Source organism: Streptomyces rubradiris, from assembly GCF_016860525.1.
Classification (GTDB): Bacteria; Actinomycetota; Actinomycetes; order Streptomycetales; family Streptomycetaceae; genus Streptomyces; species Streptomyces rubradiris.
In genome coordinates this window covers 4,665,860-4,690,058 of record NZ_BNEA01000015.1, presented here as the reverse complement: position 1 = coordinate 4,690,058, position 24,199 = coordinate 4,665,860, and the positions used below count along the sequence as shown (strand labels likewise).

Here is a 24,199-nt window from a genome sequence, read left to right as displayed (position 1 = left end):
AAGCGGCCGAGAACAGAAGACGGGACACGGGAGTGCCTTCAGTGGCCACAGCGGAGCCGACACGCGCCGACGACGCCGAACCGGGCCCGGGAGCCCGCGCGCGAATACGCCTGTCCGGGAGCGGCACGGACGGCGGCGCCCCCGGGGTGCCCCCCGACGAAGCCGCGGAACCGCGGACCCGGCTCGGGGTGCTGCGCCGCCGGCTGCTGCGGCATCCCGTGCTGTCGGTCACGGCCCTCGCGGGTGTGCTGCACATCATCTGGTTCTTCACCTTCGCGAACAGCGGTGGTGATCTCGCCGCCCAGGACGCGTGGGCGGAGTTCGTCGGCCGGCACCCCGACTCGGCGTACAACCTCGCCTGGTACGGGGGCATGCACCCGGTGTCGTACAGCGTGGTGTCGCCGTATCTGATGTCGGTGCTCGGCGTCCGTACGACGATGATGGTCGCCGGCACCGTGTCGGCGGGCCTGCTGACGCTGGTGCTGATCCGCAGCCGGGTGGTGAGGAACCCGCTGTGGGCCTCGCTCGCCGGGGTCTTCGCTTTCCTGTGCAACGCGATCTCCGGGCGGGTGACCTTCGGGCTCGGCATGATGTTCGCGCTCGGCGCGGTCGCGGCGGTGTTCTGCTGGCCGCACCGGTGGCGGACCAAGCGCTGGGCGAAGGCCCTGGTCACCGCCCCGCTGGCCGCGCTCGCCACGATGTCCTCGCCGGTCGCGGGGCTGTTCGTGGGGCTGGTCGCGGTCGCCCTGTTCCTCCAGAAGCGGCGGCCCGGCGCCTGGGCGCTGGGGCTCGCGCCGTCGGCGGTGGTCGCGGTGTCGGCCTGGCTGTTCCCGTTCTCCGGCACCCAGCCGATGGGGTTCGGCTCGGTGGTCATGCCGCTGCTGTACGGCCTGCTGTGCCTGTTCCTGGTGCCCAAGCGGTGGGTGACCGTCCGGCTGACGGCGGCCGTCTACAGCGTCGCCGTGGTGCTGGTGTGGCTGATCAGTTCGCAGATCGGGTCGAACATCTCGCGGCTGCCGATGCTGTTCGCGGGCGCCGCCCTGATCGCGGCGCTGCCGTACACGGTGCCGAAGTCGCGCAAGTGGTATCTGACCGTGCTGGCCTTCCTCGGCTTCGTCGGCTGGATCGGCTACAAGTCGGTGGACGACATCATCCACACCACCCCGGCCGCGTCTTGGGCGCGGGAGCTGGCCCCGCTGGTGCACGAGCTGCAGAAGGGCGGCGCCGAGAAGGGCCGCGTCGAGGTGGTCCCGGCCCGCTCGCACCGCGAGGCGTCCGCGCTCGCGCCGTACGTCAACCTGGCCCGCGGCTGGAACCGGCAGGCCGACATGGAGCGCAACCCGCTCTTCTACGACGACACGCTGAACTCGGCGAGCTATCACGAGTGGCTGAAGCGCTGGGCCGTGCACTACGTGGTGCTGCCCAAGGACGACCTGGACGGGTCCGGCGGCAAGCGGGAGCGGGAGCTGCTGCGCAGCGGGATGCCCTATCTGAAGCAGGTCTGGGGCGACGCCAACTGGCAGCTGTTCAAGGTGACCGACCCGGCGCCGCTCGCCGAGCCGAACGCGGTGGTGGACCGCGCCGACCAGGTCGAGATGACCCTGCGGGTGCGCAAGCCCGGCCGGGTGCTGGTGCGGATCCCGTACTCGCCGTGGCTGAGCATCGTCGACGAGCACGGCAAGAGCCTGAAGCCGCCGCAGGAGTCCTCCGGTACGCCCAAGACATACCGGAACGTCAACGGATGTCTTACGCACACACCGGAGGACGCGAACGGGGACCGGTGGACGGTGCTGATGGCGCCGAAGGCCGGGACGTACCGGCTGGCCGCGCCGTACCAGCTGCCGCGCGGTACGCCGTGCCCGGACGAGCTGAAGTGACGACTGAGGCCGGTCGCGCGGGGCGCGGCCGGCCTCGGCCGTGGGGATGATCCGGCGGGTGGACGGGCGGGAGCCCGTGACGACCGGGCCGCCACATCACCTGCCTGTTCACATATCTGATTAACGGTCACCGCAACGAACGATTTTACCTTGACTTGACCTTCCTGTTGCTTGTCGCGTTCATGTGGGCGGAACCACGATCGGGCACATGAACAGTCTCGACTGGGCCGTGCTCATCGGCTACTTCGGTGTGATGGTCGCGATCGGTGTCTGGTCGCACAAGCGCGTCGACGACGTCTCCGACTTCTTCACGGCCGGCGGCAAGATGCCCTGGTGGCTGTCCGGCATCTCGCACCACATGTCGGGCTACAGCGCCGTGATGTTCACCGGGTACGCGGGCATCGCCTACACCTACGGCGTCACCTCCTTCATCACCTGGTCCTTTCCCATCGCGCTCGGCATAGCCATCGGGTCGAAGCTGTTCGCGCCGCGCATCAACCGGCTGCGCTCCCGGCTCCACGTGGCCTCCCCGCTGGAGTACCTGAAGAACCGCTACAACCTGCCGACCCAGCAGGCGCTCGCCTGGTCCGGCCTGCTGCTGAAGATCGTGGACGTGGGCGCCAAGTGGGCGGCGATCGCCACGCTGTTGTCGGTGTTCACCGGGGTCTCGCTGAACCAGGGCATCCTCATCACCGGCGTGATCACCGCCATCTACTGCACGATCGGCGGCCTGTGGGCGGACGCTCTGACCGAACTCGGCCAGTTCGTCATCCAGTTGCTGGCCGGGCTGTCCATGTTCGTCGCGGTCGTGGTGAAGCTGAACGAGAAGAACATCGGCTTCCTCGGGGCCTGGGACGAGCCCGCGCTGCACGGGCACGAGAAACCGCTGGTCGGCCCGTACGGCACGGTGTTCCTGCTGGCGTTCCTGTTCATCAAGCTGTTCGAGTACAACGGCGGCATGCTGAACCAGGCCCAGCGCTACATGGCCACCGGCAGCGCCCGCCAGGCGGAGCGCTCGGCCCGGCTGTCGGCGATCCTGTGGCTGGTCTGGCCGGTCGTGCTGTTCTTCCCCATGTGGATGTCCCCGCTGCTCGTACAGGCGCAGAAGCCGGACGGCTCCGACTCCTACGCGCTGATGACCGAACAGCTGCTGCCGCACGGGCTGCTGGGCCTGGTCATCGTCGGGTTCTTCTCCCACACCATGGCCATGTGCTCCTCCGACGCCAACGCGATCGCGGCGGTCTTCACCCGCGACCTCGCGCCGGTGCTGTCGGCCAGGGCGCGGGGCTGGGGCGCGCGTTCGGGGCTGATCGCGGCCCGGGTCACCACGGTCGTCTTCCTCGGCCTGTCCATGGCGGTGGCGACCCAGGTCAACTCCCCCGCGTTCAAGGACATCATCACGGTCGTCATCACGTGGGTGGCGGGGCTGATGGGGCCGATCGCGATCCCGATGATGCTCGGGCTGCTGCGCGCCTTCCGCCGCTCGGGGCCGACGGCGGCGCTCACCAGCTGGGCGGCGGGCCTGCTGGCCTTCTGGCTGGTCAACTACCCCATCAGCTGGAACGTGGACGGCGGTGTGCCGCTCCAGTACCAGGTCTCGGTGCCGCTCGCGGTCTCCCTGGTCCTGTACGTCCTGATCGGCTACCTGAAGCCGGAGGACACCCCGGAGCGGTTGGCGATCATCGAGAAGGTGAACACCGACAGCGACGGGGCGGCGGTCCCGGTGCCGGCCAAGGCGGGGGACGACGTGGTGGGGGCGCCGTAGCGGGCCTCACGCCCGGGGGTAGCGCGCCAGCCACCCCGGTGACGCCCCGGCGGGTCCGTGCAGGGCCGGGCCCTGGGTCATCTCCATCGCGAAGTCGTCGGCGAGTTCGAGGAGCGTGGGGCGGCCCTCCAGTTCGGCCAGCCAGGCCGGGGGGAGGGCCGTCTCGCCGTGCAGGGCGCCGAGGAGGCCCCCGGTGAGGGCGCCGGCCGCCGCCGACGGGCCGCTCTGGTTGACCGCGAGGCACAGCCCGTGCCGTACGTCCTCCCCCACCAGCGCGCAGTACACGGACGCGGCCAGCAGCCCGTCCGCCGTGCCGTCGCCGGCCAGCTCCTCCACCCGGGCCGGGGTCGGGATGCCCTGCCGTACCGCGTCGAGGGCGTGCTGGAGGGCGTCGCACACCGGCCGGTGGCCGGGGCGGGCGGTGAGCAGGGCGAGCGCCCGCCGCACGGCGCCGTCCAGGCTGTCGCCCCGGGCCAGCGCGTGCACGATCACGGCGTACGCGCCCGCCGACAGGTAGGCGACGGGATGGCCGTGGGTCTGGGCCGCGCACTCCACGGCCAGTTGGACGACGAGCTGCGGCTCCCAGCCGACGAGCAGCCCGAAGGGTGCCGAGCGGGCGACCGCCTCGGGGCCCCGCTCGTCCGGGTTCTTCGGGGACTCCAGCGTGCCCATGGTCCGGTCGCCGAACCCGATGAGCAGCGCGCGGGTGGGGCCGCGGCGGGCGTACAGCCACTCCTCGCGGGCCAGCCAGCCGTCCTCCGCGCGGCGCTCGTCGGGGCCCCAGTCCCGCTGGGTGGCCGCCCAGCGCAGGTACGCCCGGTGCAGGTCGGTCGGCGGGTGCCAGGCGCCGGTGTCCCGCCGTACCTGGGCGCGTATCAGCCCGTCCACGGTGAACAGGGTCAGCTGGGTGTGGTGGGTGACGCTGCCGCGCCGGCCGTGCCCGGGGGCCAGGTCGAGCAGCCCCTCACCGCCGTACGCGGCCCGGATCTCACCCAGGGACAGGGCGTCGGCGGGCCCGCCGAGCGCGTCGCCCACCGCCACCCCGAGCAGGGTCCCGCGCACCCTGCTGCGATAGTCCTGCTGTTCGGCACGGCCCCAGACGGCACCGGTCGTGACCTCCACCAGACCTCCCCTGGCACCGCCCGCCTGTACGACGCGCAGCACTGTAATCGACCGGGAACGGCCCGTTCAGCGGGACAAATCCGCCCCCACGGGTCGTTGTCCGGCGGACCGGCCGCGTTCGTCCCGGCGATCCCCCCGGTTCACCGGCCCTCTGGCTCAATACCCGTGGGCGAGGCCGGTGTTGGACGGGAGAGAATCCAGCCATGACCACCACTCCCACCCGCCCCACCGGCCTCCGGCTCGCCGCCGGGGTGCTCACCGGCATACTCGCCCTCTACATCACCCTGGTCGCGTTCGGGAACATCACCGACTTCGGGACCAACCAGAGTTACGTCCGGCACGTGCTGTCGATGGACACGACGTTCAAGGACGGCAACCTGAAGTGGCGGGCCGTGACGAGCACGGCCCTGGAGGACACCGCCTACGTACTGATCATCGTGTGGGAGAGCGTGGCGGCCCTGCTGCTGATCTGGGGGACGTCGCTGTGGGCGCGCGGCAGGGACGATTCCGCGCGGCGCTGGTCGACCTACGGGCTGCTGATGCTGATGCTGCTGTTCGGCGGCGGGTTCATCGCGATCGGCGGCGAGTGGTTCGCCATGTGGCAGTCGGAGGCGTGGAACGGACTGGACGCGGCGACCCGGATCTTCCTGATCAGCGGGGTCGCGCTGATCGTCAACCAGCTCCCCGCCCGGCAGCCGCAGTCACGGGCGGGGACGGAGACGGACGCTAGTTGACGACCGCGACCCGCGTGCCCTGGTCGCCGAAGGACCACAGGGCGGCCCCGTCCTCCTTGTGCAGGCGGATGCCGCCCAGCTTCTGGCCGTTCGCGGGGGGCGGGGAGGCGCCGTCCAGGGCGTTGGAGAAGGCGATGTTCACGCCGTCCGCCTTGGTGAAGTACATGACGTGCTCGATCTCCACGCCGTCCGAGCCCTTGAGGGACTGGGTCCGCAGGGTGATCGAGTAGCGGCCGGGCCGCGGGTCGACCGTGCCCGGCCACACCGGGAACGTGCGGATCGGCTTGCCGGTCGCGTCGACCAGCCACACCCGCTCGGCGCCCAGCGAGTAGACGATCCGGCGGCCGTCACCGGAGTCGTCCGGCAGCTCGGGCGCCTGCGGGGCGGACGCCGGCCCGGACGGGTGCGGGCTCGCCGACGCCGACGGGCCGGGCCGGGCCGCGGCGGCGGCCGTGGGATGCGGCCCGGCGTCCGCCTGTACGGCGAGGGCGACGACGACCGCGGTCGCCCCCGCCGTCAGACCGGTGACCCAGGCCCACGAGGGCAGTCGGGCAGCCACGGGACGCATCTCCTCCGCTACGGGGCCCCGTCCAGCATCGGGGGTCGGACAATCGTACTCAGTCCAGGACCGGCAGCAGCTCCGGCAGGTGCCCGTCGGACGCCTCGGCGACCCGCTGCCGCTCCTCGGGGACCTCGCCGTAGAGGGTGGTGCGCGGCCTGGCCGGGCGGCCTGCCGCCTCGGCCACCGCGATCAGGTCGCGGATCGACTTGTACGAGCCGTAGGAGGAGCCCGCCATGCGGGAGATCGTCTCCTCCATCAGGGTGCCGCCGAGGTCGTTCGCGCCGGAGCGGAGCATCTCCGCCGCCCCCTCGGCGCCCAGTTTGACCCAGCTCGTCTGGATGTTGGGAATCCAGGGGTGGAGCAGGAGCCGGGCCATCGCCGTCACCGCCCGGTTGTCCCGCAGGGTCGGGCCCGGTCGGGCGATCCCCGCCAGGTACACCGGCGCGTTGGTGTGGATGAACGGCAGGGTCACGAACTCGGTGAAGCCGCCGGTCTCCCGCTGGATGCCGGCCAGCGTGCGCAGGTGGCCGAGCCAGTGCCGGGGCTGGTCCACGTGCCCGTACATCATCGTGGACGAGGAGCGGATGCCCAGTTCGTGCGCGGTCCTGATCACCTCGATCCAGGTGGCCGTGGGCAGCTTGCCCTTGGTGAGCACCCAGCGGACCTCGTCGTCCAGGATCTCCGCGGCCGTTCCGGGGATGGAGTCCAGCCCGGCCTCCTTGGCGGCCGTCAGCCACTCGCGGATCGACAGGCCGGTGCGGGTCGCGCCGTTGACCACCTCCATCGGCGAGAAGGCGTGCACGTGCATGCCCGGCACCCGCTCCTTCACCGCCCTGGCGATGTCGAAGTACGCCGTCCCGGGCAGGTCGGGGTGGATGCCGCCCTGCATGCACACCTCGACCGCGCCGACCTCCCACGCCTGCTGGGCGCGGTCCGCGACCTGCTCCAGCGACAGCGTGTAGGCGTCGGCGTCCGTGCGGCGCTGGGCGAAGGCGCAGAACCGGCAGCCGGTGTAGCAGACGTTGGTGAAGTTGATGTTGCGGGTGACGATGTAGGTGACGTCGTCGCCGACCGCCGACCTGCGCACGTCGTCGGCCACCCGGCACAGCGCGTCCAGCGCCGGGCCGTCCGCGTGCAGCAGGGCCAGGGCCTCGGCGTCGGTCAGCCGGGTCGGGTCGTCGGCGGCCGTGCGCAGCGCCTCGCGCACGTCGGCGTCGATCCGCTCCGGGGCCATGCCGGGGGCCGCCGCCTCGCGCAGCGCCTCCCAGTCGCCGTAGACCTCGTCGAAGTCGGCGCGCCGGTCGCCGGTGCGGCCCTCGGAGTCGATGGCCGTGTGCAGGTCGGTGCGGCCGGTGGCGGTGAACACCTCGTCCGGCTCCTGCCAGGGCCGGCCCGTCACGACCGCGTCCGGCAGGGCCAGGCCCGTCTCCGGGTCGGCCAGGGCGGACACGTGCGGGCGCAGCCGCGGGTCCAGCCAGGGCTCGCCCCGGCGGACGAACTCCGGGTACACGCACAGGCGTTCGCGCAGTTCGAAGCCGGCCGCCCGGGACCGCTCGGTGAGTTCCTCGATCTGCGGCCAGGGGCGCTCGGGGTTGACGTGGTCGATGGTCAGCGGGGAGACCCCGCCCCAGTCGTCGATGCCGGCGCCGATCAGCCGCTCGTACTCGGCGTCGACCAGGTTCGGCGGGGCCTGGAGGCAGGCGCTCGGGCCCATGATGTGCCGGGCGACGGCCACCGTGGCGACCAGGTCGTCCAGTTCGGCGTCCGGCATGCCGCGCATCGCCGTGTCCGGCTTGGCGCGGAAGTTCTGGATGATCAGTTCCTGGATGCCGTGGTAGGCGCGGGCGACCTTCCGCAGCGCGAACAGCGACTCGGCGCGCTCCTCGTACGTCTCCCCGATGCCGATCAGCAGGCCGGAGGTGAACGGTACGGAGGAGCGCCCGGCGTCCTCCAGGACGCGCAGCCGGACGGCCGGTTCCTTGTCCGGGGAGCCGTGGTGCGGGCCGCCGGGCTCGGACCACAGCCGGGTGGCGGTCGTCTCCAGCATCATGCCCATGCTCGGCGCGACCGGCTTCAGCCGCTGGAAGTCCGTCCACGTCATGACGCCCGGGTTCAGGTGCGGCAGCAGGCCGGTCTCCTCCAGGATCCGGATGGAGATGGCGCGCACGTAGGCGATGGTGTCGTCGTAGCCGTGCGCGTCCAGCCACTCGCGCGCCTCGGGCCAGCGGTCCTCCGGCTTGTCGCCGAGGGTGATCAGGGCTTCCTTGCAGCCGAGGGCGGCACCCTTGCGGGCGATGTCCAGCACCTCGTCGGGGGACATGAACATCCCGTGGCCGGCGCGGCGCAGCTTGCCGGGGACGGTGGCGAAGGTGCAGTAGTGGCACTTGTCCCGGCACAGCCGGGTGAGGGGGACGAAGACGCTCTTGGAGTACGTGATGACGCCGGGCCGGCCCGCCGCCTCCAGGCCCGCGTCCCGCACCCGGGCGGCGGAGGCGGCGAGGTCCGTCAGGTCCGTGCCGCGTGCCTGGAGCAGCACCGCGGCCTCGGCGACGTCGAGGGCGACGCCTTCCCGGGCACGTTTGAGGGCGCGACGCATGGAGTTCTCGGTGGGGCCGGTTCCGGAGGGCACGGAAGTCGTCATCCCTTGAGCATACGGTCGCGCTGATCGTCGCCGACTGGGGTGGCGCCAGGTTGGGTTGCCCGCCGTGGGTGCGTCCGGGTCGTTCGCGGCCGGGCGCGCCCGCTCGGTGACGCCGCGCACAGGTATTGTCCCGGGCCCCTTGGGTCGGCTTACGTTGACAGGGTGACGACGTTGCGCGGCACCTTCGCACCCGGCTCCCCCGACTTCGCGTACCTCCCCTTCGAAGTCCCGGCGGGCACGGCAGAGTTGAAAGTCACCTACACCTACGACAAACCGCCCGTCCCGCCCGGCACCCCCGGCAACGCGCTCGACATCGGGCTGTTCGACCCGCGGGGGACCGAGGTCGGCGGGCGGGGGTTCCGGGGCTGGTCGGGCGGGGCGCGCAGCGAGTTCTTCGTGCGGGCCGACGCGGCGACCCCCGGGTACCTGCCCGGGCCGCTCACCCCCGGCACCTGGCACATCGCCCTCGGCCCCTACACCGTGGCCCCGCAGGGGCTGGCCTACGAGGTGAGCGTCACCCTGACCGAGGGAGCGGCCGGTGCGACCCCCGAGCCGGTGTACCCGCCCGGCCGGGCCCGGGGGCGGGGGCGGGACTGGTACCGGGGCGACTGCCATCTGCACTCCTGGCACTCCGACGGCCGCCGCACCCCCGCCGAGATCGCGGCGCTGGCCCGCGCCGCCGGGCTGGACTTCGTCAACAGCTCCGACCACAACACCAACGCCTCGCACCCCCACTGGGCCGACGCGGCCGGCGACGACCTGCTGGTGCTGCTCGGCGAGGAGGTCACCACCCGCAACGGGCACGTGCTCGCGCTCGGCACCGACCCGGGCACCTTCGTCGACTGGCGCTACCGGGCCCGCGACGGCCGCTGGGCGCACTTCGCGCGGGCGATCCGGCGGGCCGGCGGCCTGGTCGTACCGGCCCATCCGCACGGCGACTGCGTGGGCTGCTCCTGGCGGTTCGGGTTCGCGGAGGCGGACGCCGTGGAGGTGTGGAACGGGATGTGGACGCCCGACGACGAACTGGCGCTCGCGGGCTGGGACGCGCGGCTGGTGGCGGCGGCGCGGGGCGAGCGGGCGTGGCTGCCCGCGCTGGGCAACAGCGACGCCCACCGCGATCCGGACGTGGTCGGGCTGCCCCAGACGGTCGTCCTCGCCGACGGCCTGACCCGGGAGGCGATCCAGGAGGGACTGCGGGCCGGGCGGTCCTACGTGGCCGAGTCGCGCCATGTCTCGCTGGACTTCTCCGTCACGGCGGAGGGAGGTGAGCGGGCCGGGATCGGGGAGCGGCTGGCGGTGGCCCCGGACACCCCGGTGACCGTGCGGCTCCAGGTGTCCGGCGCGCCGCGCTGCGCGGTGCGGTTCCTGACCGACCAGGGCCTGGTGTTCACCGGCCAGCCGCTGCCGGTGTCCGGCACGGGGGCCGTGGAGTGGCGCACCTCCCCGGCCCGCGCGGCCTACGTCCGGGCCGAGGTGCGGCACGAGACGGCGCTGGGCCCGGTGCCGGGGGCGATGGCCGCGTTCACCAACCCGGTCTTCCTCGGACCGGTCAGCGGCGGGTGGCCCGGCGCAGCGCGATGATCTCGGCGACCGCCTCCAGCCAGCGGGCGGCGCACTCCTCGGCCTGAGGGGTGCCGGCGGTGGGCGCGGCGCCGCCCAGCCACTCCCGCAGCAGGGCGGCCGGTTCGGGGGACGGCAGCGGCTCGGGCAGCTCGGCGGCGTACCCGAGCCCGCCCGCCCGGACGATCCCGGCGAGGAACACCAGGGAGCGGGGCAGCACGCCGAGCCGGTCCAGGGTGACCGCGGCGGCCACCGCGCCGTCGCCGAACAGGGCGGTGCGGAAGGCGTCCTGGGTCAGGCCGTGGCGCAGCAGGACGGCGACGTCGGTGGCGGCCAGGACCTCGTCGTCGGTGCGGGAGTCGGGCGAAGGGGGCATGCGGGCCTCGGTTCCGGTCCGGGTCAGCGGACGGTGATCGTGAAGACGTAGAAGCCGGCGCCGGCGCCGCGGGCGCGCGGGTCGGCGGTCAGCGTGGGGTACGGGGACGGGGACCCGCTGGGGCTGGGGCCCAGGGTGGAGCGGTCGTCGGGGCCGGGGCCGGTGCACGTGTGCAGCGGGCAGTGCAGCAGCCGTACCGTCGTACGGCCCCTGGCCAGCGCGGTGAAGTCGAAGGAGCGGGTGGAGCCGGTGGAGCCGGTGGTGCCGTCGGCCGCGCCGCGGTCGCCGGTGGTGTGTTCGCCCCGGGACGCCAGTACCGCCTGGTCGGGCCGGGGGTCGGCGAGGTACCAGTGCTCGCCGAGGGTGGGGGCCGACGGGACGGTGAGGGAGAAGCGCTCGCCCGGCCGTACGGTGATGTCGCGCCGCTCGATGCCGTACTCGGTGCCGTCGCCGCCCGGTGCGGCCCGCACGGTGCCGGTGTCGGTGGGGGCGGGTGCGCCGGTGGTGGCGCCGTCCGTGCCGCCGGTGGTGGGGGCGGGTGCGCCGGTGGCGGCGCTTTCCGTGCCGCAGCCGGTGAGGGCGAGCAGGGCGAGGAGCGCGGCCGGGGCGAGCCGGGTGGTGCGGGAAGTCATGGTGGGTCTCTCAGTCCTGGGGCAGGTGCACCGCGTAGGCGTCGGGCAGTTGGCTGTTGCTGGCCTTCGCCATGCCGCCGTTGACGAAGTCGTCCTCGCTGACCCAGGTGGTCTGGCCCCACGGGTTGTAGATCTCCAGCTTGTCACCCTCCTGGCCGATGATCATCATGGCGTGTCCGTGCCGGGTGCCGTCCGCCTCGTAGCCCTCGACGCCGATCGGCACCGGCCTGCCCTCGGCCACCGCCTTCTCTATCTCCGGCAGGACGTTGCGCCGGGCGTCCGCGTCGCGGACCTCGTGGAGTTCGTAGGCGCTTCCGGTTTCGGGGCTGACCTCCTTGTTGAGGACCTCGGTCTTGCCCTCCAGGACCATGCCGTTCCAGTTGGCGCCGCCGTCGCCCTCGGTGTGCACCCGGTGCTGTTCGTCCACCAGGCGGCGGCGGAAGGCGGCGGGGTCGTTCTCCTGGCCGCTGGGGCCGCCGGTGAGGGAGAGGGCGTAGACGGGGTCGACCATGGCGCGGGCGGTGACGGTGGAGGAGGCCACGCAGGTGCCCTCGCGGCCGTCGCCGCCCTGCGCCCACTGCTGGCCGCGGAAGCTCTGCAGGTCGGTGTTGACGTTGGCGCCGCTGCCCGCGTCGACGCCCTCGTCCTTGAGGCTGTCGCCCTCGGTGACGATCGGGGACAGGTGCTGCTGGAGCCAGGCCGGGTCCTTGCCGTGGATCTTCCCGCCGAACGTCTCGATGTCGTCCACGCTGTGGCCCGCGGCGAGGGCCTTCATCAGGTAGGCCTTCTCCTGCGGGGACCCGGCGCCGGCCAGGAGGCGGTCCATCCGGGCCCGGTCGGCCGCCGGCAGCCGGTCCATGGCCCGGCCGGAGCGCTCCAGGTCGCCGGCGGTGAGGATCTCGTTGTACTCGGCGGCGCCGGCCTTGCCGCTGGTGTCGGCGAGCATCAGCCGGTCCACCGCGGACAGTCCGCCGGTGCGCAGCTTCCCGGCGCGGGCCTCGGCCGCCCACTTGTTCAGGTCCCGGGTGGCGGCGCGTACGGCGTCGTCGGCGGCGACGGCGGCCTTGTGCATGAGGTCGACGCCCTCGGTGGCGACCGACCGGGCCGCGGCGAGGGCCTGCTTCTCCTCGTCGGTCTCGATCATGCGGTCGATGGCGTCGAAGATGCCGTCCTTGGGGCCGAGTTGCCGTCTGGCCTGGTCCAGGCGGGTGCGGCCGTCGGCGTCCTGCCGCTTGGCGTGGACGAGGGCGTCGGCGAGGGCGTAGAGCGCCTTGGCTCCGCCGTCGAACGCCTCGGCCATCTCGGTCGCGGCCCGCGCGGCGGCGGCCACCCCGTCGGAGGCGAGGACGCTCGTCTTGCCGGTCCACACCTCGGGCAGGCCCTTGCGGGCCACCTTGTTCACCCGGTCGTGCAGATCGCCGGCCTTGTCGACCTGGTCGCGGTAGCGCTTGCCCAGCGCGTCCAGGGTCGCGGGGTCGCCCTGCGGCGCGGAGACGAACAGGGCGCCGTCGATCTGGTCCAGCAGGTCGTTCTTGGTGGCGGCCTTGGGGATGCTGTCGCGCAGGCCGGCCAGCCAGGAGCGGCGGGCCGCCGGAGAGTCCAGCGGGCTGAGGAAGCCGGTCATCGTCCGCCTCTTCAGTAGCGCGAGAGGGCCGACGGCCGCTCGGCGTGCACGGGCATGGTGGTCACGGCGCCGGCACCGGCGGGGGTGGGCATCGTGGTGACGGCCCCGGCACCGGCCGGGGTGGGCATCGTGGTGAGGCCGCCGCCGGGTACGGCCGCGGCTCGGGTCGCCACGGTGTGGTCGGCGCCGCCGTACGCGCCCTTGGCCAGGCGGACCTTGCCCGCCAGTTCGCGCAGCGCCGACTCCAGCGTGGTCGCCTCCGCCTCCCAGGCGGCGGCGAACGCGTCGAACGCCGCGGCGGAGTCGCCGCCGCCCAGTGTGCCGGCGGACTGGTTGCCGGTGGGGCGGACCGCCTCGGCGATGTGCCCGGCGTCGTCGCCCGCGCCGTCCAGTTCCGTCGCCTGCCCGGCCATGCCGGACCTGACCGTGTAGCCGTCCGTGGACGCGCCCATGAAGCTCCCCCGTCGCGTTGATCCCTGGCTGCGGGAGGCTAACACGCACCGTCCGGGGGGCTGTCGGGATGTCACAGGCCCCGCACGGGCCCGCCACACCCTCCACCCGCCGGCCCGTTCAGCCCGGCCACACCAGTGCCTGGACCTCGCTGTAGGCGTGCAGCGCGTACACGCCGGTGTCCCGGCCGACACCGCTCATCTTGAACCCGCCGAAGGGGGCCTCCATGTTGCGGCCGACCGTGTTGACGCCCACCCCGCCGGCCCGCAGCCGGCGCGCCACCCGGAAGGCGCGGGCCACGTCACCGGACCACACGTAGTCGAGGAGGCCGTAGTCGGAGTCGTTGGCCAGGGCCACGCCCTCCTCCTCGTCGTCGAAGGGGATCACCGTCACCACCGGCCCGAAGATCTCCTCGCGGGCCACCCGCATGTCGTTGCGCCCGTCGGCGAGCAGGGTCGGGGCGACGTAGAAGCCCCGTTCGCACGGCGGGCGTTCACCGCCGGTGACCACCACCGCTCCCTCCCGGAGGCCGAGTTCGACGTACGACTCGACCCGCGCCCGGTGCTCCGCCGAGATGACCGGTCCCACCACCGTGCCGGGCTCCCGCGGGTCCCCGACCGTCAACCGGCCCGCGTATCCGGCCAGTTGCTCCACGAGCCGGTCGTACACCCCGCGCTGGGCCAGGACCCGGGTCGGCGCGGTGCAGATCTGGCCGCTGTAGAAGGAGAAGGTGGTGCCGATGCCGGTGACGGCCGAGGCGAGGTCGGCGTCGTCGAAGACGAGCGCGGCGCCCTTCCCGCCCAGCTCCATCAACTGCCGTCTCATGTCCCGCCCGCACACCTCGGCGATGCGCCGGCCGACCGCCGTGGACCCGGTGAAGCTGACCATGTCGACATCGGCGGACCCCACCACCGCCTCGCCCACCGCGACCGCGCGGCCGGAGACGACGTTCACCACGCCCGGCGGCACCCCGGCCTCGGCCAGCGCCTCGGCCATCCGGTACACCGACAGCGGGTCCTGCGGGGCGGGCTTGACCACCACCGTGTTGCCCATGGCCAGCGCCGGGGCGATCTTCCCGGCCGGGTTGGCCCACGGGTTGTTGTACGACGTGACGCACGCGACGACCCCGACGGGCTGGCGTACCGCGAGCGCCCCCATCACCCCGGCCTTCCCCATCGGCCCGGCCTCGTTGATCTGCGGGGCGATGGGCCACTCGGCGGGCTCCACCCGCGCGTACCGGGCGAAGCGGGCGGCGGCCACCCCGACCTGCATCGCCCGGGCGGTACCGGTGGTCGCGCCCGTCTCGGCGCGGGCCAGGTCGGCGTACGGCTCCAGCCGGTCCCGGATGATCCCGGCGGCCCGCCCGAGCAGCGCCGCCCGCTCCCCGGGCCGGGTCCGCGACCACGCGCCGAACGCCTCCCGGGCCGCCGCGCAGGCCGCCCGCGCCTGCTCCGGGGATGCCTCCGGCGCCCAGCCGACGGTCTCCTCGGTGGCCGGGTCGGTCACCGGGTAGTGCCCGCCGTCCGGGGCCACCCACTCCCCGCCGACGAACAGCGCCTGCCCCTCGACGCTCACCGCGTGCTCACCGTCCGGGTGTCCCGGCCCGAGCGCAGGACGCGGCCCGGCACGGCCCCCGTCACCCGGCCGTCGCGGACGGTCTCCACCCCGTTCACCCACACCGCCCGCACGCCGATCGCCTCCGAGTGCAGCCGGGGGCCGTCCCCGGGCAGGTCGTGCACCAGCCGGGCCCGGCCGGCGTCGACGCGCTCCGGGTCGAACAGCACCAGGTCGGCGTGGAAGCCCTCGGCCACCCGGCCCCGCTCCCGCAGCCCGAAGAGGCGGGCCGGGTCGTCGGTGAGCATCCGCACCGCCTGCTCCAGCCCGGCCAGTCCCCGGCCGCGCAGACAGTCCCCGAGGAACCGGGTGGTGTACGGCGCCCCGCACATCCGGTCCAGGTGGGCGCCCGCGTCCGAGCCGCCGAGCAGGACGTCCTCGTGCCGCCAGGTCTCGGCGCGCAGCGCCCAGGAGGCCGGGTCGTTGTCGCTCGGCATGGGCCACAGCACCGTGCGCAGCTCGTCGTGGGCGCAGATCTCGACCAGGCAGGCGAAGGGGTCCTGGCCGCGTTCGGCGGCGATGTCCCGCACCACCCGGCCGGTGAGCCCCTGGTTGGCCGCGCTGTAGGTGTCCCCGATGACGTACCGCCCGAAGTCGGCGAGCCGCCGGAACACCCCGGCCTCCTCGGACCGGGCCCGGCGCAGCAGTTCCTCGCGCACGGCGGGGTCGCGCAGCCGGGCGATGCGCTCGGGCACCGGCAGCGCGAGGACCGCGCCCCAGCCGGGGATGAGGTTGAGGGCGCAGAACGTGCCCAGGGACATGTTCATCGGGGTGAGGATCGGCATGGTGAGCGCCACCACCCGCCCGCCTGCCTTCCGGGCCCGTTCGCTCGCGCTCAGCTGGCGGGGCACGCGGTCCGGCACGGCGGCGTCGACGGTGAGGACGTTCCAGTTCAGGGGCCGGCCGGCCGCCGCGCTCAGCCGTGCCAGCAGCTCGATCTCGTCGTCGCTGAAGCGGTCCAGGCAGCCGGCGACGATCGCCTCGATCTGGGTGCCCTCGTGCTCGCCGACGGCGCGGGCGAGGGCACCCAGCTCCGCCGGGCGCGCGTACCGGGAGGCGACCGGGCGGCCGTCCCCGTCGGAGTGCGTCCCGGACTGCGTGGTGGACAGCCCCCAGGCGCCGGCGTCCATGGCCTCGTGCAGCAGCCGGAGCATCGCGCTCAGCTGCTCCCCGGTCGGCTGTCCGCCGACGGCCCGTGGGCCCATCGCGTGCCGGCGCAGCGCGCAGTGCCCCACCATGAACCCGGCGTTCACGGCGATCCGCCCCTCCAGGGCGTCCAGGTACTCCCCGAAGGAGTGCCAGCTCCAGGGCGCCCCCTGCTCCAGCGCGACCAGGGACATCCCTTCCACCCTGGACATCATCCGCCGGGTGTAGTCGGCGTCCGCCGGGCGCGCGGGGTGCAGGGGCGCGAGGGTGAACCCGCAGTTCCCGCCGATCACGGTGGTCACCCCGTGGCTCAGCGAGGGGGTGGCGTACGGGTCCCAGAACAGCTGGGCGTCGTAGTGGGTGTGGGGGTCCACGAAGCCCGGGGCTAGGACGAGTCCGCGGGCGTCCTCGGTGGTGCGGGAGGCCGCGTCCAGTTCCCCGATGGCGGCGATCCGGCCGTCCCGGAGTCCGACGTCGGCGGTGAAGGCGGGGGCGCCGGTGCCGTCGACGACGGTGGCGCCCTTGACGATGTGATCGAACACTGGGTGACTCCTTCGATACCGGAGGCGCTGACCTACCCAGGGGCGCGGGCCGTACCGATATGCGGCTCCGCCGCGTAAGCACGACCAGCGACAACGCACCCGCACCCGCCAACCGCGCTCACCCGGCAGCCCGGAACCGCGAAGTCCGGTGCACCGGATCCGTGTCGATCTTCGGGATCACGTGCTCCCCGATCAGCCGTATCGTCCGCAGCGTCTCCTCCTTCGGCACCCCCACCGGCAGCCCGAAGCTCAGCTGGTCCGCCCCGGCCTGCTCCCACCGCTTGCACTGGCGCAGCACCTCGTCGGGGTCGCCGCAGATCAGCAGCTCCTCCTCGATCAGCAGCTCCACGAACTCGGGCGTGTACTCCGGCAGCGTCTCGGGCCACACCGGGAACCCCTCCGGCCGGGGGAAGGTGTCGTGGTAGCGGAACACCAGCGAGGGCAGGTAGTGCAGTCCGCCGCTGACCGCGGTCTCGACGGCCTCGGCGTGCGTGGGCGCGCAGATCGCGGTCGTCGTGACCATGACGTTGTCGTTGACGAAGTCCCCCACCGGCTCGGCGTCCACGATCGCCGTCTTGTACTGCTCCAGCACCCACTCCATGTCGGAGACCTTCTGGACGCTGAAGCCGAGCACCCCGAGCCCCTTGCGCGCGGCCATGGCGTACGACGGCGGGGACCCGGCCGCGTACCACATCGCCGGGTGGGACTTCCCGTACGGCTTCGGCAGGACCTTGCGCGGCGGGAGCTGCCAGTGCTTGCCCTGGAAGCCGGCGTACTCGTCCTGGAGCCACATCTTGGGGAACTCGGCGATCGTCTCCTCCCAGATCTCCTTGGTGTGGTTCATGTCGGTGATGCCGGGCAGGAAGCCGAGGATCTCGTGCGATCCGGCGCCGCGCCCGCTGCCGAACTCGAAGCGTCCCTCGGTGAGGTGGTCCAGCATGGCGACCTTCTCGGCCACCTTCACCGGGTGGTTGACCTGGGCCAGCGGGTTGAAGATCCCGGAGCCCAGGTGGATGCGCTCGGTGGCGTGGGCGAGGTAGCCGAGGAAGACGTCGTTGGCGGACAGGTGCGAGTACTCCTCCAGGAAGTGGTGCTCGGAGGCCCAGGCGTACTTGAAGCCGGACTTGTCCGCCTGGATGACGTACTCGGTCTCCTCCATCAGCGCCTTGTGCTCGGCCAGCGGGTCGGTCTCGGCGCGCTTGCCCACGTATCCCTGTACAAAGATCCCGAATTCCACGGCGGTTCACCGTCCTCAAGTTTTCTGACGCTCCGTCAGATATGGCTGTCGGCCGACTCTCGCACCGGCCGCCGTGACCGTCAAGGGACGACGGCCGGTCAGATCACGCTGACCCCGGCCAGCCATCCCCCGTCGATCACGAACGGCTGCCCGGTGATGTACGAGGAGTCGTCCGAGGTGAGGAAGAGGGCGAGCCGGGCCACCTCCTCCGGCCGCCCGATCCGGCCGAGCGGAACGAGCCCCCGGTACAGCTCGTCCAGCGCTCGGCCCGTCTCCTCCGGGTCGGCGTCCGGGTCCAGCCGGGCGGGGTTGGACATCGCGGTGTCGATCGCGCCCGGGCAGATGGCGTTGACCCGGATCCGCCGCGGGGCCAGCTCCAGCGCGGCCACGCGGGTCAGCCCGAGCACGGCGTGCTTCGTCGCCGCGTACGCGCCCACGGCCGCCATGCCGGTCAGCGCCGTGTAGGAGGCGGTGTTGACGATGGTGGCGCCGGCCGCGAGTTCGGGCGCGACGGTCTTCATCCCGAGGAAGCAGCCGACCTGGTTGACCTGCACCACCTGCATGAACTCCGCCAGCGGGGTGTCCACCAGGGCGTTGAAGCGCAGGACGCCCGCGTTGTTGACGAGCCCGTCGAGGCGCCCGTACGCCCGCTTGACCTCGGCCACGGCCCGCCGCCAGCCGTCCTCCGTGCCCACGTCGAGGTGGACGTAGAGCGCGCCGATCTCCTCCGCGAGGGCCGACCCCCGCTCGTCCAGCACATCGGCCACGGCCACCCGGGCGCCCTCCGCTCGGAACAGCCGCGCCTCCTGCTCGCCCTGTCCGCGCGCCGCCCCGGTGACGAGGACGACCCGCCCGTCCAGCTTGCCCATACCGTCTCCTCAGTCCAGCCGGGGCGCGACCTCGTCCCCGAACACGCCTATCTGGTCGATGAGTTCGGCCCGGCTCCGGCTGCGCAGCCGGACCTGCACCTGGTGCGCGCCCAGCGCCCGGTAGGCGCGCAGCGACACGGCGATCTCCTCCGGGGGTCCGGCGAGGGTGCGCGGGCCGACGTCCCAGCCGGGCCGGCCGACGTACAGCGGCCCGGCGAGGGCGCCGACCGTGTACGGGCCGTCGCGTCCGGCCTCCTCGCGCAGCCGCCGGATCCGGGCGGCCCGCTCGGCCAGCCGTCCGGGCGGGTCCCCCTGCGGCAGCCAGCCGTCGCCCTTCAGCGCGGCCCGGCGCACGGCGGCGGGCGAGGAGCCGCCGACCCACAGGGGGACGTGCGGCTGCGCGGGGCGGGGGCGCTGGCCGAGCCCGGCGAAGTCGTAGTACGTCCCGTGGTGCTCGGGGAACTCCTCGGGGCCGAGCGCGGCCCGCAGGGCGTCCATCGCCTCGTCCAGTACGGCCCCGCGCCGCGCGAAGTCCGCCCCGAGCGCCTCGAACTCCTCCCGGACGTGCCCGGCGCCCACTCCGAGGATCAGCCGTCCGCCGGAGAGGTGGTCCAAGGTGGCGTACTGCTTGGCGGTCGGCAGCGGATGGCGCAGTCCGACCACGGCCACATGGCTGAGCAGCCGGATCCGCGTGGTGACGGCGGCGAGGTGGGCGAGGGTGGCCACCGGGTCGTACCAGACCGTGCCCATGGCCCCGGCGAGGCGGCGCGGGATGGCCACGTGGTCGCAGCAGGCGACGTAGGCGAACCCCGCCGCCTCGGCCGCGCGGGCGACCGCGACCAGGTCCCCGGGGCCGGCGGCGGCCTCCCACGGCTCGGCGTACAGGGTGCTCTGCGACTGCACGGGCAGCTGGATGCCGTACGCCAGGGCGCTCACCGCCACAGCCCCCCGGGGGCGAGCCCCAGCAGCTCGATGGCGTTGCCCCGCACGATCCGCTCGACCACGTCCGGCGCGAGATGCCCCATCTGCGCCTCGCCGACCTCGCGGGACTTCGGCCAGGTGGAGTCGGAGTGCGGGTAGTCGGTCTCGTACAGGACGTTGCCGGCGCCGATGGCGTCCAGGTTCCGCAGCCCGAAGGCGTCGTCGAAGAAGCAGCCGTAGACGTGCTCGGCGAACAGTTCGGACGGCGGCCGGCGCACCTTTTCGGCGACCCCGCCCCACCCCCGGTTCTCCTCCCACACCACGTCCGCGCGTTCGAGGATGTAGGGGATCCAGCCGATCTGTCCCTCCGCGTACATGACCTTGAGGTTCGGGAAGCGCTCGAACTTGCCGCTCATCAGCCAGTCGACCATCGAGAAACAGCAGTTGGCGAAGGTGATGACAGAGCCGACGGCGGGCGGGGCGTCGGCGGAGGTGGAGGGCATCCGGCTGCTGGAGCCGATGTGCATGGCGATCACCGTGCCGGTCTCGTCGCAGGCCGCGAGGAACGGGTCCCAGTCGTCGGTGTGCACCGACGGCAGGCCCAGGTGCGGGGGTATCTCGGAGAAGGCGACGGCCCGCACCCCGCGCGCGGCGTTGCGGCGCACCTCCCGGGCGGCCAGCTCCGCGTCCCACAGGGGGACGAGGGTCAGCGGTATCAACCGCCCCTTTGCCCGCGGCCCGCACCACTCCTCCACCATCCAGTCGTTGTAGGCGCGCACGCACAGCAGGGCCAGCTCCTTGTCGGCGGCCTCGGCGAAGGTCTGCCCGCAGAAGCGGGGGAAGGTCGGGAAGCACAGGGCGGACTGCACGTGGTTGACGTCCATGTCGGCGAGGCGCGCGGACACGTCGTACGACCCGGCCCGCATCCGCTCGTACGTGATGACCTCCAGCCGGACCTCGTCCCTGGGGTATCCGACGGCGGTGTCCAGCCGGGTCAGGGGCCGGCGCAGGTCCTCGTAGACCCACCAGTCGCCGACCGGCCCGTCGTCGCCCGGGGTGCCCATGACGGGCTTGAAACGGCCGCCGAGGAAGGTCATCTCCTTCAGCGGCGCCCGCACGATCCGGGGCCCGGCCTCGCGGTACCGCGCCGGCAGCCGCTCCTGCCACACGCCGGCGGGCTCCACGGTGTGGTCGTCAACGGAGATGATCGGCGGGAACTGTGTGGTCTCCATGCGGTTCACGGTAGCGCCGATCTGACGGACCGTCAGCTACGCGTACGGGCCGTTCCCGGCGCGCCAAGGGGTGTGAGAACCCTGTGGAACGCGTGAGGGCCTTGTGTCCCGTGGCCGTGCCCTTGTGATCGGTGTCTCGCACGGCTGACGCAACCGCCCGGAACAAGGCAAACTGACGGGGTTGTTCGTGATGCCGAGGGGGACGAACGCATGGACGGTGGGCCGCGAGTACCCGAGCAGCGGCGCGCCGGCTCCGCGGCCACCGCGGAGACCGGAACGCTGCGCTTCGGCGTGCTCGGTCCGGTGCGGGCCTGGCGCGGCGAGAAGGCGCTCGGCACGGGCTCCCCGCAGCAGCGCGCCCTGCTGGCCGCGCTGCTGCTGCGGGAGGGCCGTACGGCCACGGCGGCCGAGCTGATCGACGCGCTCTGGGGATCGGAGCCGCCGTCCCAGGCGCTGGCGGCGGTGCGCACGTACGCGTCCCGGCTGCGCAAGGTCCTGGGCCCCGGGGTCCTGGTCAGCGAGTCCGGCGGATACGCCGTACGCGGACTGGGCGAGGGCGCGCTGGACATGTCGGTGGCGCAGGACCTGGCGGCGGAGGCGGAGAAGGCGCGGGGCGCCGGCGACCTCGGCACGGCCCGCGGGCTGCTGCGGCGGGCGCTGGAGCTGTGGGACGGCGAGCCGCTGGCCGGGGTGCCCGGCCCGTACGCGGAGAACCAGCGGGCCCGCCTGGAGGAGTGGCGGCTGCAACTCCTCGAATCCCGCCTGGACATGGACCTGGAGCAGGGCGGCCACGCCGAGGCGGTCTCGGAGCTGACCGCCCTGACCGCGGCGCACCCGCTGCGGGAGCGGCTGCGCGAACTCCTCATGCTGGCGCTGTACCGCAGCGGCCGGCAGGCGGAGGCGCTGGCGGTGTACGCGGACACCCGCCGCCTGCTGGCCGAGGAACTGGGGGTCGACCCGCGCCCGGGGCTCAGCGACCTCCAGCAGCGCATCCTGCGGGCGGACCCGGCCCTGGCGGAGCCCTCGGCGCCGGTGCCGGAGCAGGCGGCGGCGCCGGTCCGGCCGGCCCAGCTGCCCGCGACGGTGCCCGACTTCACCGGCCGCGCGTCCTTCGTCGCGGATCTGAGCGCCGTGCTGTCCTCCGCGTCCGAGGCGGAGGGCCGGGTGATGGCGGTGTCCGCGCTGGCCGGTATCGGCGGCGTCGGCAAGACGACCCTGGCGGTGCACGTGGCCCACCGCGCGCGGCCCGCCTTCCCCGACGGACAGCTGTACGTCGACCTCCAGGGCGCGGGCCCCCGTCCGGCCGAACCGGAGACGGTCCTCGGCTCCTTCCTGCGGGCGCTGGGCACGGCGGACTCGGCGATCCCGGACTCCCTGGAGGAGCGGTCGGCGCTGTACCGGTCGGTGCTGGACGGCCGGCGGGTGCTGGTGCTGCTGGACAACGCCAAGGACGCGGCCCAGGTACGGCCACTGCTGCCCGGCACCGAGGGCTGCGCGGCCCTGGTGACCTCCCGGGTCCGGATGGTGGACCTCGCGGGTGCCCAGCTCGTCGACCTGGACGTGATGTCCCCCGACGAGGCCCTGTCCCTGTTCACCAAGATCGTGGGCGAGGAGCGGGTGGCGGCGGAGCGGGAGGCCGCGCTCGACGTCGTCGCGGCCTGCGGCTTCCTGCCGCTGGCGATCCGCATCGCCGCGTCCCGCCTGGCGGCCCGCCGCACCTGGACGGTCTCGGTGCTGGCGGCCAAGCTCGCCGACGAACGGCGCCGGCTGGACGAGCTCCAGGCAGGCGACCTCGCGGTCAAGGCCACGTTCGAACTCGGCTACGGCCAGCTGGAGCCGGCCCAGGCCCGCGCCTTCCGCCTGCTCGGCCTGGCCGACGGCCCCGACATCTCCCTGGCCGCCGCGGCGGCGGTCCTGGACCTGCCCCCGGAGGACACCGAGGAACTCCTCGAGTCCCTGGTCGACACGTCCCTCCTGGAATCCGCGGCCCCCAACCGCTACCGCTTCCACGACCTGGTCCGCCTCTACGCCCGCGCCTGCGCGGAACGCGACGAGGCCCGGCCGAGCGAGCGGGAGGCGGCGATGTCGCGGTTGCTGGACTTTTATCTGGCGACGGCCGCACGGGTGTACGCGATCGAACGCCCGGGGGACCGGACGGTGGACCACTTGGAGCCCACCTCGTATCGCGGACTCGAGTTCAGCAGCAGATCCCAGGCTCTGGACTGGCTCTTCGCGGAGGCCCAGTCCCTGCTGGCCTGCGCCCAGCAGCAACAGGCGCACGGACGCCTACGGCGCGCGGTCGACCTGCTGTGGGCCGCCAAGGACCTTGCCGAATCGGGAGCGAACGGAAAGCAGTACGAGTCTGCCGCCCTGGCGCTTCGGGACGCGGCCCGGGCGGCAGGTGACACCCGCGCGGAGGGGCGAGCGCGTACCGCGCTGTCGAACGTCCATCTCGCCGCGGGCCGTTACTCGGAAGCGGATCAGGAAGCCCGGCGCGCCATGGAACTCGCCGTGGCGGCAGCCGACACGACTCCGATCAGCTGGGCCTCCACCGATCGGGGGATCATCGCCCTCAACCGGGGCCGCTATGAAGAGGCCGAACAGCTGCTGACCATGGCGCGAGACGGATACCGCAGCGACGGCAACCGATCCGGTGAGGCCGGCGCCCTGTGCAACTTGGCACAACTCCATCAGCGTATGAACCGCACGCACAGCGCCATCGCCCTCGCCGAAGAGGGCGTCCAGATATACCAGCAGCTCGGGTTCAATCTCCGGCTCGCCAACGCCAGGTACTCGTTGGGCGTCGCGCTGACGCGAGCAGGGCGCCTGTCGGAAGGTCTGGCCGAACTCAGCGACGCGTTGTCGATGTTCGCCAACAATCGTCAGCGCTTGTGGGAGGGAACGACCCACTTCCGCATCGCTCAACTTCACCTGGCTGCCGGAAGTCCCGCCGAAGCCGCTCAGCACGCCGAACAGTCCCTGGCCATCGGGTTCATCGGTGGTGATCTCATCCGCGGCAGCGTCCTGAACACCCTGGGCAAGGCCCTGCACGCCTTGGGCCAGACCGACCGGGCGCGAGCCTGCTGGCACGAGGCGCTCCTTCTTCTGGAGGAGTCCCAAGTACCCGAAGCATCCGAGGTGCGGAGACTGCTGACGCCTTTGAACACGACGTGATCCACTTCTCGGGCGCGTTCATCGAACGTTTATGACGAACCGGCATGCTCAAACCAACGATCCGTCGCGTCGGGGGGCAGGCGGGTCGGGTGAGCCCACCCGGGCTCTGGCACATTCCTCT

General features: G+C 73.1%; 18 protein-coding genes. 5 read left to right on the top strand and 13 right to left on the bottom strand.

The features are described from left to right. Positions 1–41: 41 nt before the first annotated feature. Both Srubr_RS34115 and Srubr_RS34110 read left to right on the top strand, forming a co-directional pair. The gene (locus tag Srubr_RS34115) at positions 42–1,877 is read left to right on the top strand and encodes an MFS transporter (RefSeq protein WP_189992228.1); all 1,836 of its coding nucleotides are present in this window, start codon (positions 42–44) and stop codon (positions 1,875–1,877) included. A 208-nt stretch (positions 1,878–2,085) separates the two neighbouring features. Then, on the top strand, positions 2,086–3,642 hold the full coding sequence (locus Srubr_RS34110) for a sodium:solute symporter family protein (protein WP_189992230.1): 1,557 nt from the start codon (positions 2,086–2,088) through the stop codon (positions 3,640–3,642). Between the two features lie 6 nt (positions 3,643–3,648). Here Srubr_RS34110 and Srubr_RS34105 read toward each other — a convergent pair whose 3' ends face one another. Continuing rightward, complete coding sequence (locus Srubr_RS34105) at positions 3,649–4,764, bottom strand: ADP-ribosylglycohydrolase family protein (protein ID WP_189992232.1); 1,116 nt, start codon at positions 4,762–4,764, stop codon at positions 3,649–3,651. A 203-nt stretch (positions 4,765–4,967) separates the two neighbouring features. Between Srubr_RS34105 and Srubr_RS34100 the strand changes: the two genes are divergently transcribed. Beyond that, on the top strand, positions 4,968–5,498 hold the full coding sequence (locus tag Srubr_RS34100) for a DUF2165 domain-containing protein (protein WP_189992234.1): 531 nt from the start codon (positions 4,968–4,970) through the stop codon (positions 5,496–5,498). Here the strand turns inward: Srubr_RS34100 and Srubr_RS34095 are convergent. Together Srubr_RS34095 and Srubr_RS34090 are read right to left on the bottom strand one after the other, a co-directional pair. After that, positions 5,491–6,057, bottom strand: coding sequence for a hypothetical protein (locus Srubr_RS34095; RefSeq protein ID WP_373313417.1), 567 nt, complete (start codon positions 6,055–6,057; stop codon positions 5,491–5,493). The two genes, Srubr_RS34100 and Srubr_RS34095, sit on opposite strands and share 8 nt — an antisense overlap. A 58-nt stretch (positions 6,058–6,115) precedes the next feature. Further along, positions 6,116–8,701, bottom strand: coding sequence for a bifunctional FO biosynthesis protein CofGH (locus Srubr_RS34090; protein ID WP_189992238.1), 2,586 nt, complete (start codon positions 8,699–8,701; stop codon positions 6,116–6,118). Between the two features lie 39 nt (positions 8,702–8,740). Here Srubr_RS34090 and Srubr_RS34085 point away from each other — a divergent pair, with 39 nt between their 5' ends. Next, complete coding sequence (locus Srubr_RS34085) at positions 8,741–10,282, top strand: CehA/McbA family metallohydrolase (RefSeq protein WP_373313418.1); 1,542 nt, start codon at positions 8,741–8,743, stop codon at positions 10,280–10,282. Here Srubr_RS34085 and Srubr_RS34080 read toward each other — a convergent pair. The 10 genes from Srubr_RS34080 to Srubr_RS34035 all read right to left on the bottom strand — a co-directional run bounded on the left by Srubr_RS34080 (position 10,251) and on the right by Srubr_RS34035 (position 20,904). After that, on the bottom strand, positions 10,251–10,637 hold the full coding sequence (locus tag Srubr_RS34080; RefSeq protein ID WP_189992242.1) for a hypothetical protein: 387 nt from the start codon (positions 10,635–10,637) through the stop codon (positions 10,251–10,253). The genes Srubr_RS34085 and Srubr_RS34080 overlap by 32 nt on opposite strands. A gap of 23 nt (positions 10,638–10,660) precedes the next feature. After that, positions 10,661–11,269, bottom strand: a complete 609-nt coding sequence (locus Srubr_RS34075; RefSeq protein WP_189992244.1) for a protease inhibitor I42 family protein — start codon at positions 11,267–11,269, stop codon at positions 10,661–10,663. Positions 11,270–11,279: 10 nt separating this feature from the next. Beyond that, positions 11,280–12,893 (bottom strand): peptidoglycan-binding protein, encoded by a 1,614-nt coding sequence (locus tag Srubr_RS34070; RefSeq protein ID WP_189992246.1) that lies wholly within the window; start codon positions 12,891–12,893, stop codon positions 11,280–11,282. 11 nt (positions 12,894–12,904) lie between these two features. Then, on the bottom strand, positions 12,905–13,345 hold the full coding sequence (locus Srubr_RS34065) for a hypothetical protein (protein ID WP_189992248.1): 441 nt from the start codon (positions 13,343–13,345) through the stop codon (positions 12,905–12,907). 118 nt (positions 13,346–13,463) lie between these two features. After that, the gene (locus Srubr_RS34060) at positions 13,464–14,918 is read right to left on the bottom strand and encodes an aldehyde dehydrogenase family protein (protein ID WP_229926558.1); all 1,455 of its coding nucleotides are present in this window, start codon (positions 14,916–14,918) and stop codon (positions 13,464–13,466) included. Further along, on the bottom strand, positions 14,915–16,645 hold the full coding sequence (locus Srubr_RS34055; protein WP_229926559.1) for an N-acyl-D-amino-acid deacylase family protein: 1,731 nt from the start codon (positions 16,643–16,645) through the stop codon (positions 14,915–14,917). Before Srubr_RS34055 ends, Srubr_RS34060 begins: the two co-directional genes overlap by 4 nt. A 118-nt stretch (positions 16,646–16,763) precedes the next feature. After that, complete coding sequence (locus Srubr_RS34050) at positions 16,764–17,882, bottom strand: LLM class flavin-dependent oxidoreductase (RefSeq protein ID WP_189992250.1); 1,119 nt, start codon at positions 17,880–17,882, stop codon at positions 16,764–16,766. Between the two features lie 98 nt (positions 17,883–17,980). Beyond that, positions 17,981–18,751: an SDR family NAD(P)-dependent oxidoreductase gene (locus Srubr_RS34045; RefSeq protein ID WP_189992252.1), complete on the bottom strand. Its 771-nt coding sequence runs from the start codon at positions 18,749–18,751 to the stop codon at positions 17,981–17,983. 9 nt (positions 18,752–18,760) lie between these two features. Continuing rightward, the gene (locus Srubr_RS34040) at positions 18,761–19,678 is read right to left on the bottom strand and encodes a TIGR03619 family F420-dependent LLM class oxidoreductase (protein ID WP_189992758.1); all 918 of its coding nucleotides are present in this window, start codon (positions 19,676–19,678) and stop codon (positions 18,761–18,763) included. A gap of 5 nt (positions 19,679–19,683) precedes the next feature. Beyond that, complete coding sequence (locus Srubr_RS34035) at positions 19,684–20,904, bottom strand: amidohydrolase family protein (RefSeq protein WP_189992254.1); 1,221 nt, start codon at positions 20,902–20,904, stop codon at positions 19,684–19,686. Between the two features lie 210 nt (positions 20,905–21,114). On the opposite strand from Srubr_RS34035, the gene Srubr_RS34030 reads away from it, so the two are divergent. Further along, positions 21,115–24,078, top strand: a complete 2,964-nt coding sequence (locus tag Srubr_RS34030) for an AfsR/SARP family transcriptional regulator (protein WP_189992256.1) — start codon at positions 21,115–21,117, stop codon at positions 24,076–24,078. Positions 24,079–24,199: the final 121 nt, after the last annotated feature.

Excerpts from the sequence above, each read along its gene's own strand:
- Srubr_RS34110 (WP_189992230.1), top strand. The coding sequence starts at position 2,086 with ATGAACAGTCTCGACTGGGCCGTGCTCATCGGCTACTTCGGTGTGATG.
- Srubr_RS34100 (WP_189992234.1), top strand. The coding sequence starts at position 4,968 with ATGACCACCACTCCCACCCGCCCCACCGGCCTCCGGCTCGCCGCCGGG.
- Srubr_RS34090 (WP_189992238.1), bottom strand. The coding sequence starts at position 8,701 with ATGACGACTTCCGTGCCCTCCGGAACCGGCCCCACCGAGAACTCCATG.
- Srubr_RS34080 (WP_189992242.1), bottom strand. The coding sequence starts at position 10,637 with ATGCCCCCTTCGCCCGACTCCCGCACCGACGACGAGGTCCTGGCCGCC.
- Srubr_RS34075 (WP_189992244.1), bottom strand. The coding sequence starts at position 11,269 with ATGACTTCCCGCACCACCCGGCTCGCCCCGGCCGCGCTCCTCGCCCTG.
- Srubr_RS34070 (WP_189992246.1), bottom strand. The coding sequence starts at position 12,893 with ATGACCGGCTTCCTCAGCCCGCTGGACTCTCCGGCGGCCCGCCGCTCC.
- Srubr_RS34065 (WP_189992248.1), bottom strand. The coding sequence starts at position 13,345 with ATGGGCGCGTCCACGGACGGCTACACGGTCAGGTCCGGCATGGCCGGG.
- Srubr_RS34045 (WP_189992252.1), bottom strand. The coding sequence starts at position 18,751 with ATGGGCAAGCTGGACGGGCGGGTCGTCCTCGTCACCGGGGCGGCGCGC.
- Srubr_RS34035 (WP_189992254.1), bottom strand. The coding sequence starts at position 20,904 with ATGGAGACCACACAGTTCCCGCCGATCATCTCCGTTGACGACCACACC.
- Srubr_RS34030 (WP_189992256.1), top strand. The coding sequence starts at position 21,115 with ATGGACGGTGGGCCGCGAGTACCCGAGCAGCGGCGCGCCGGCTCCGCG.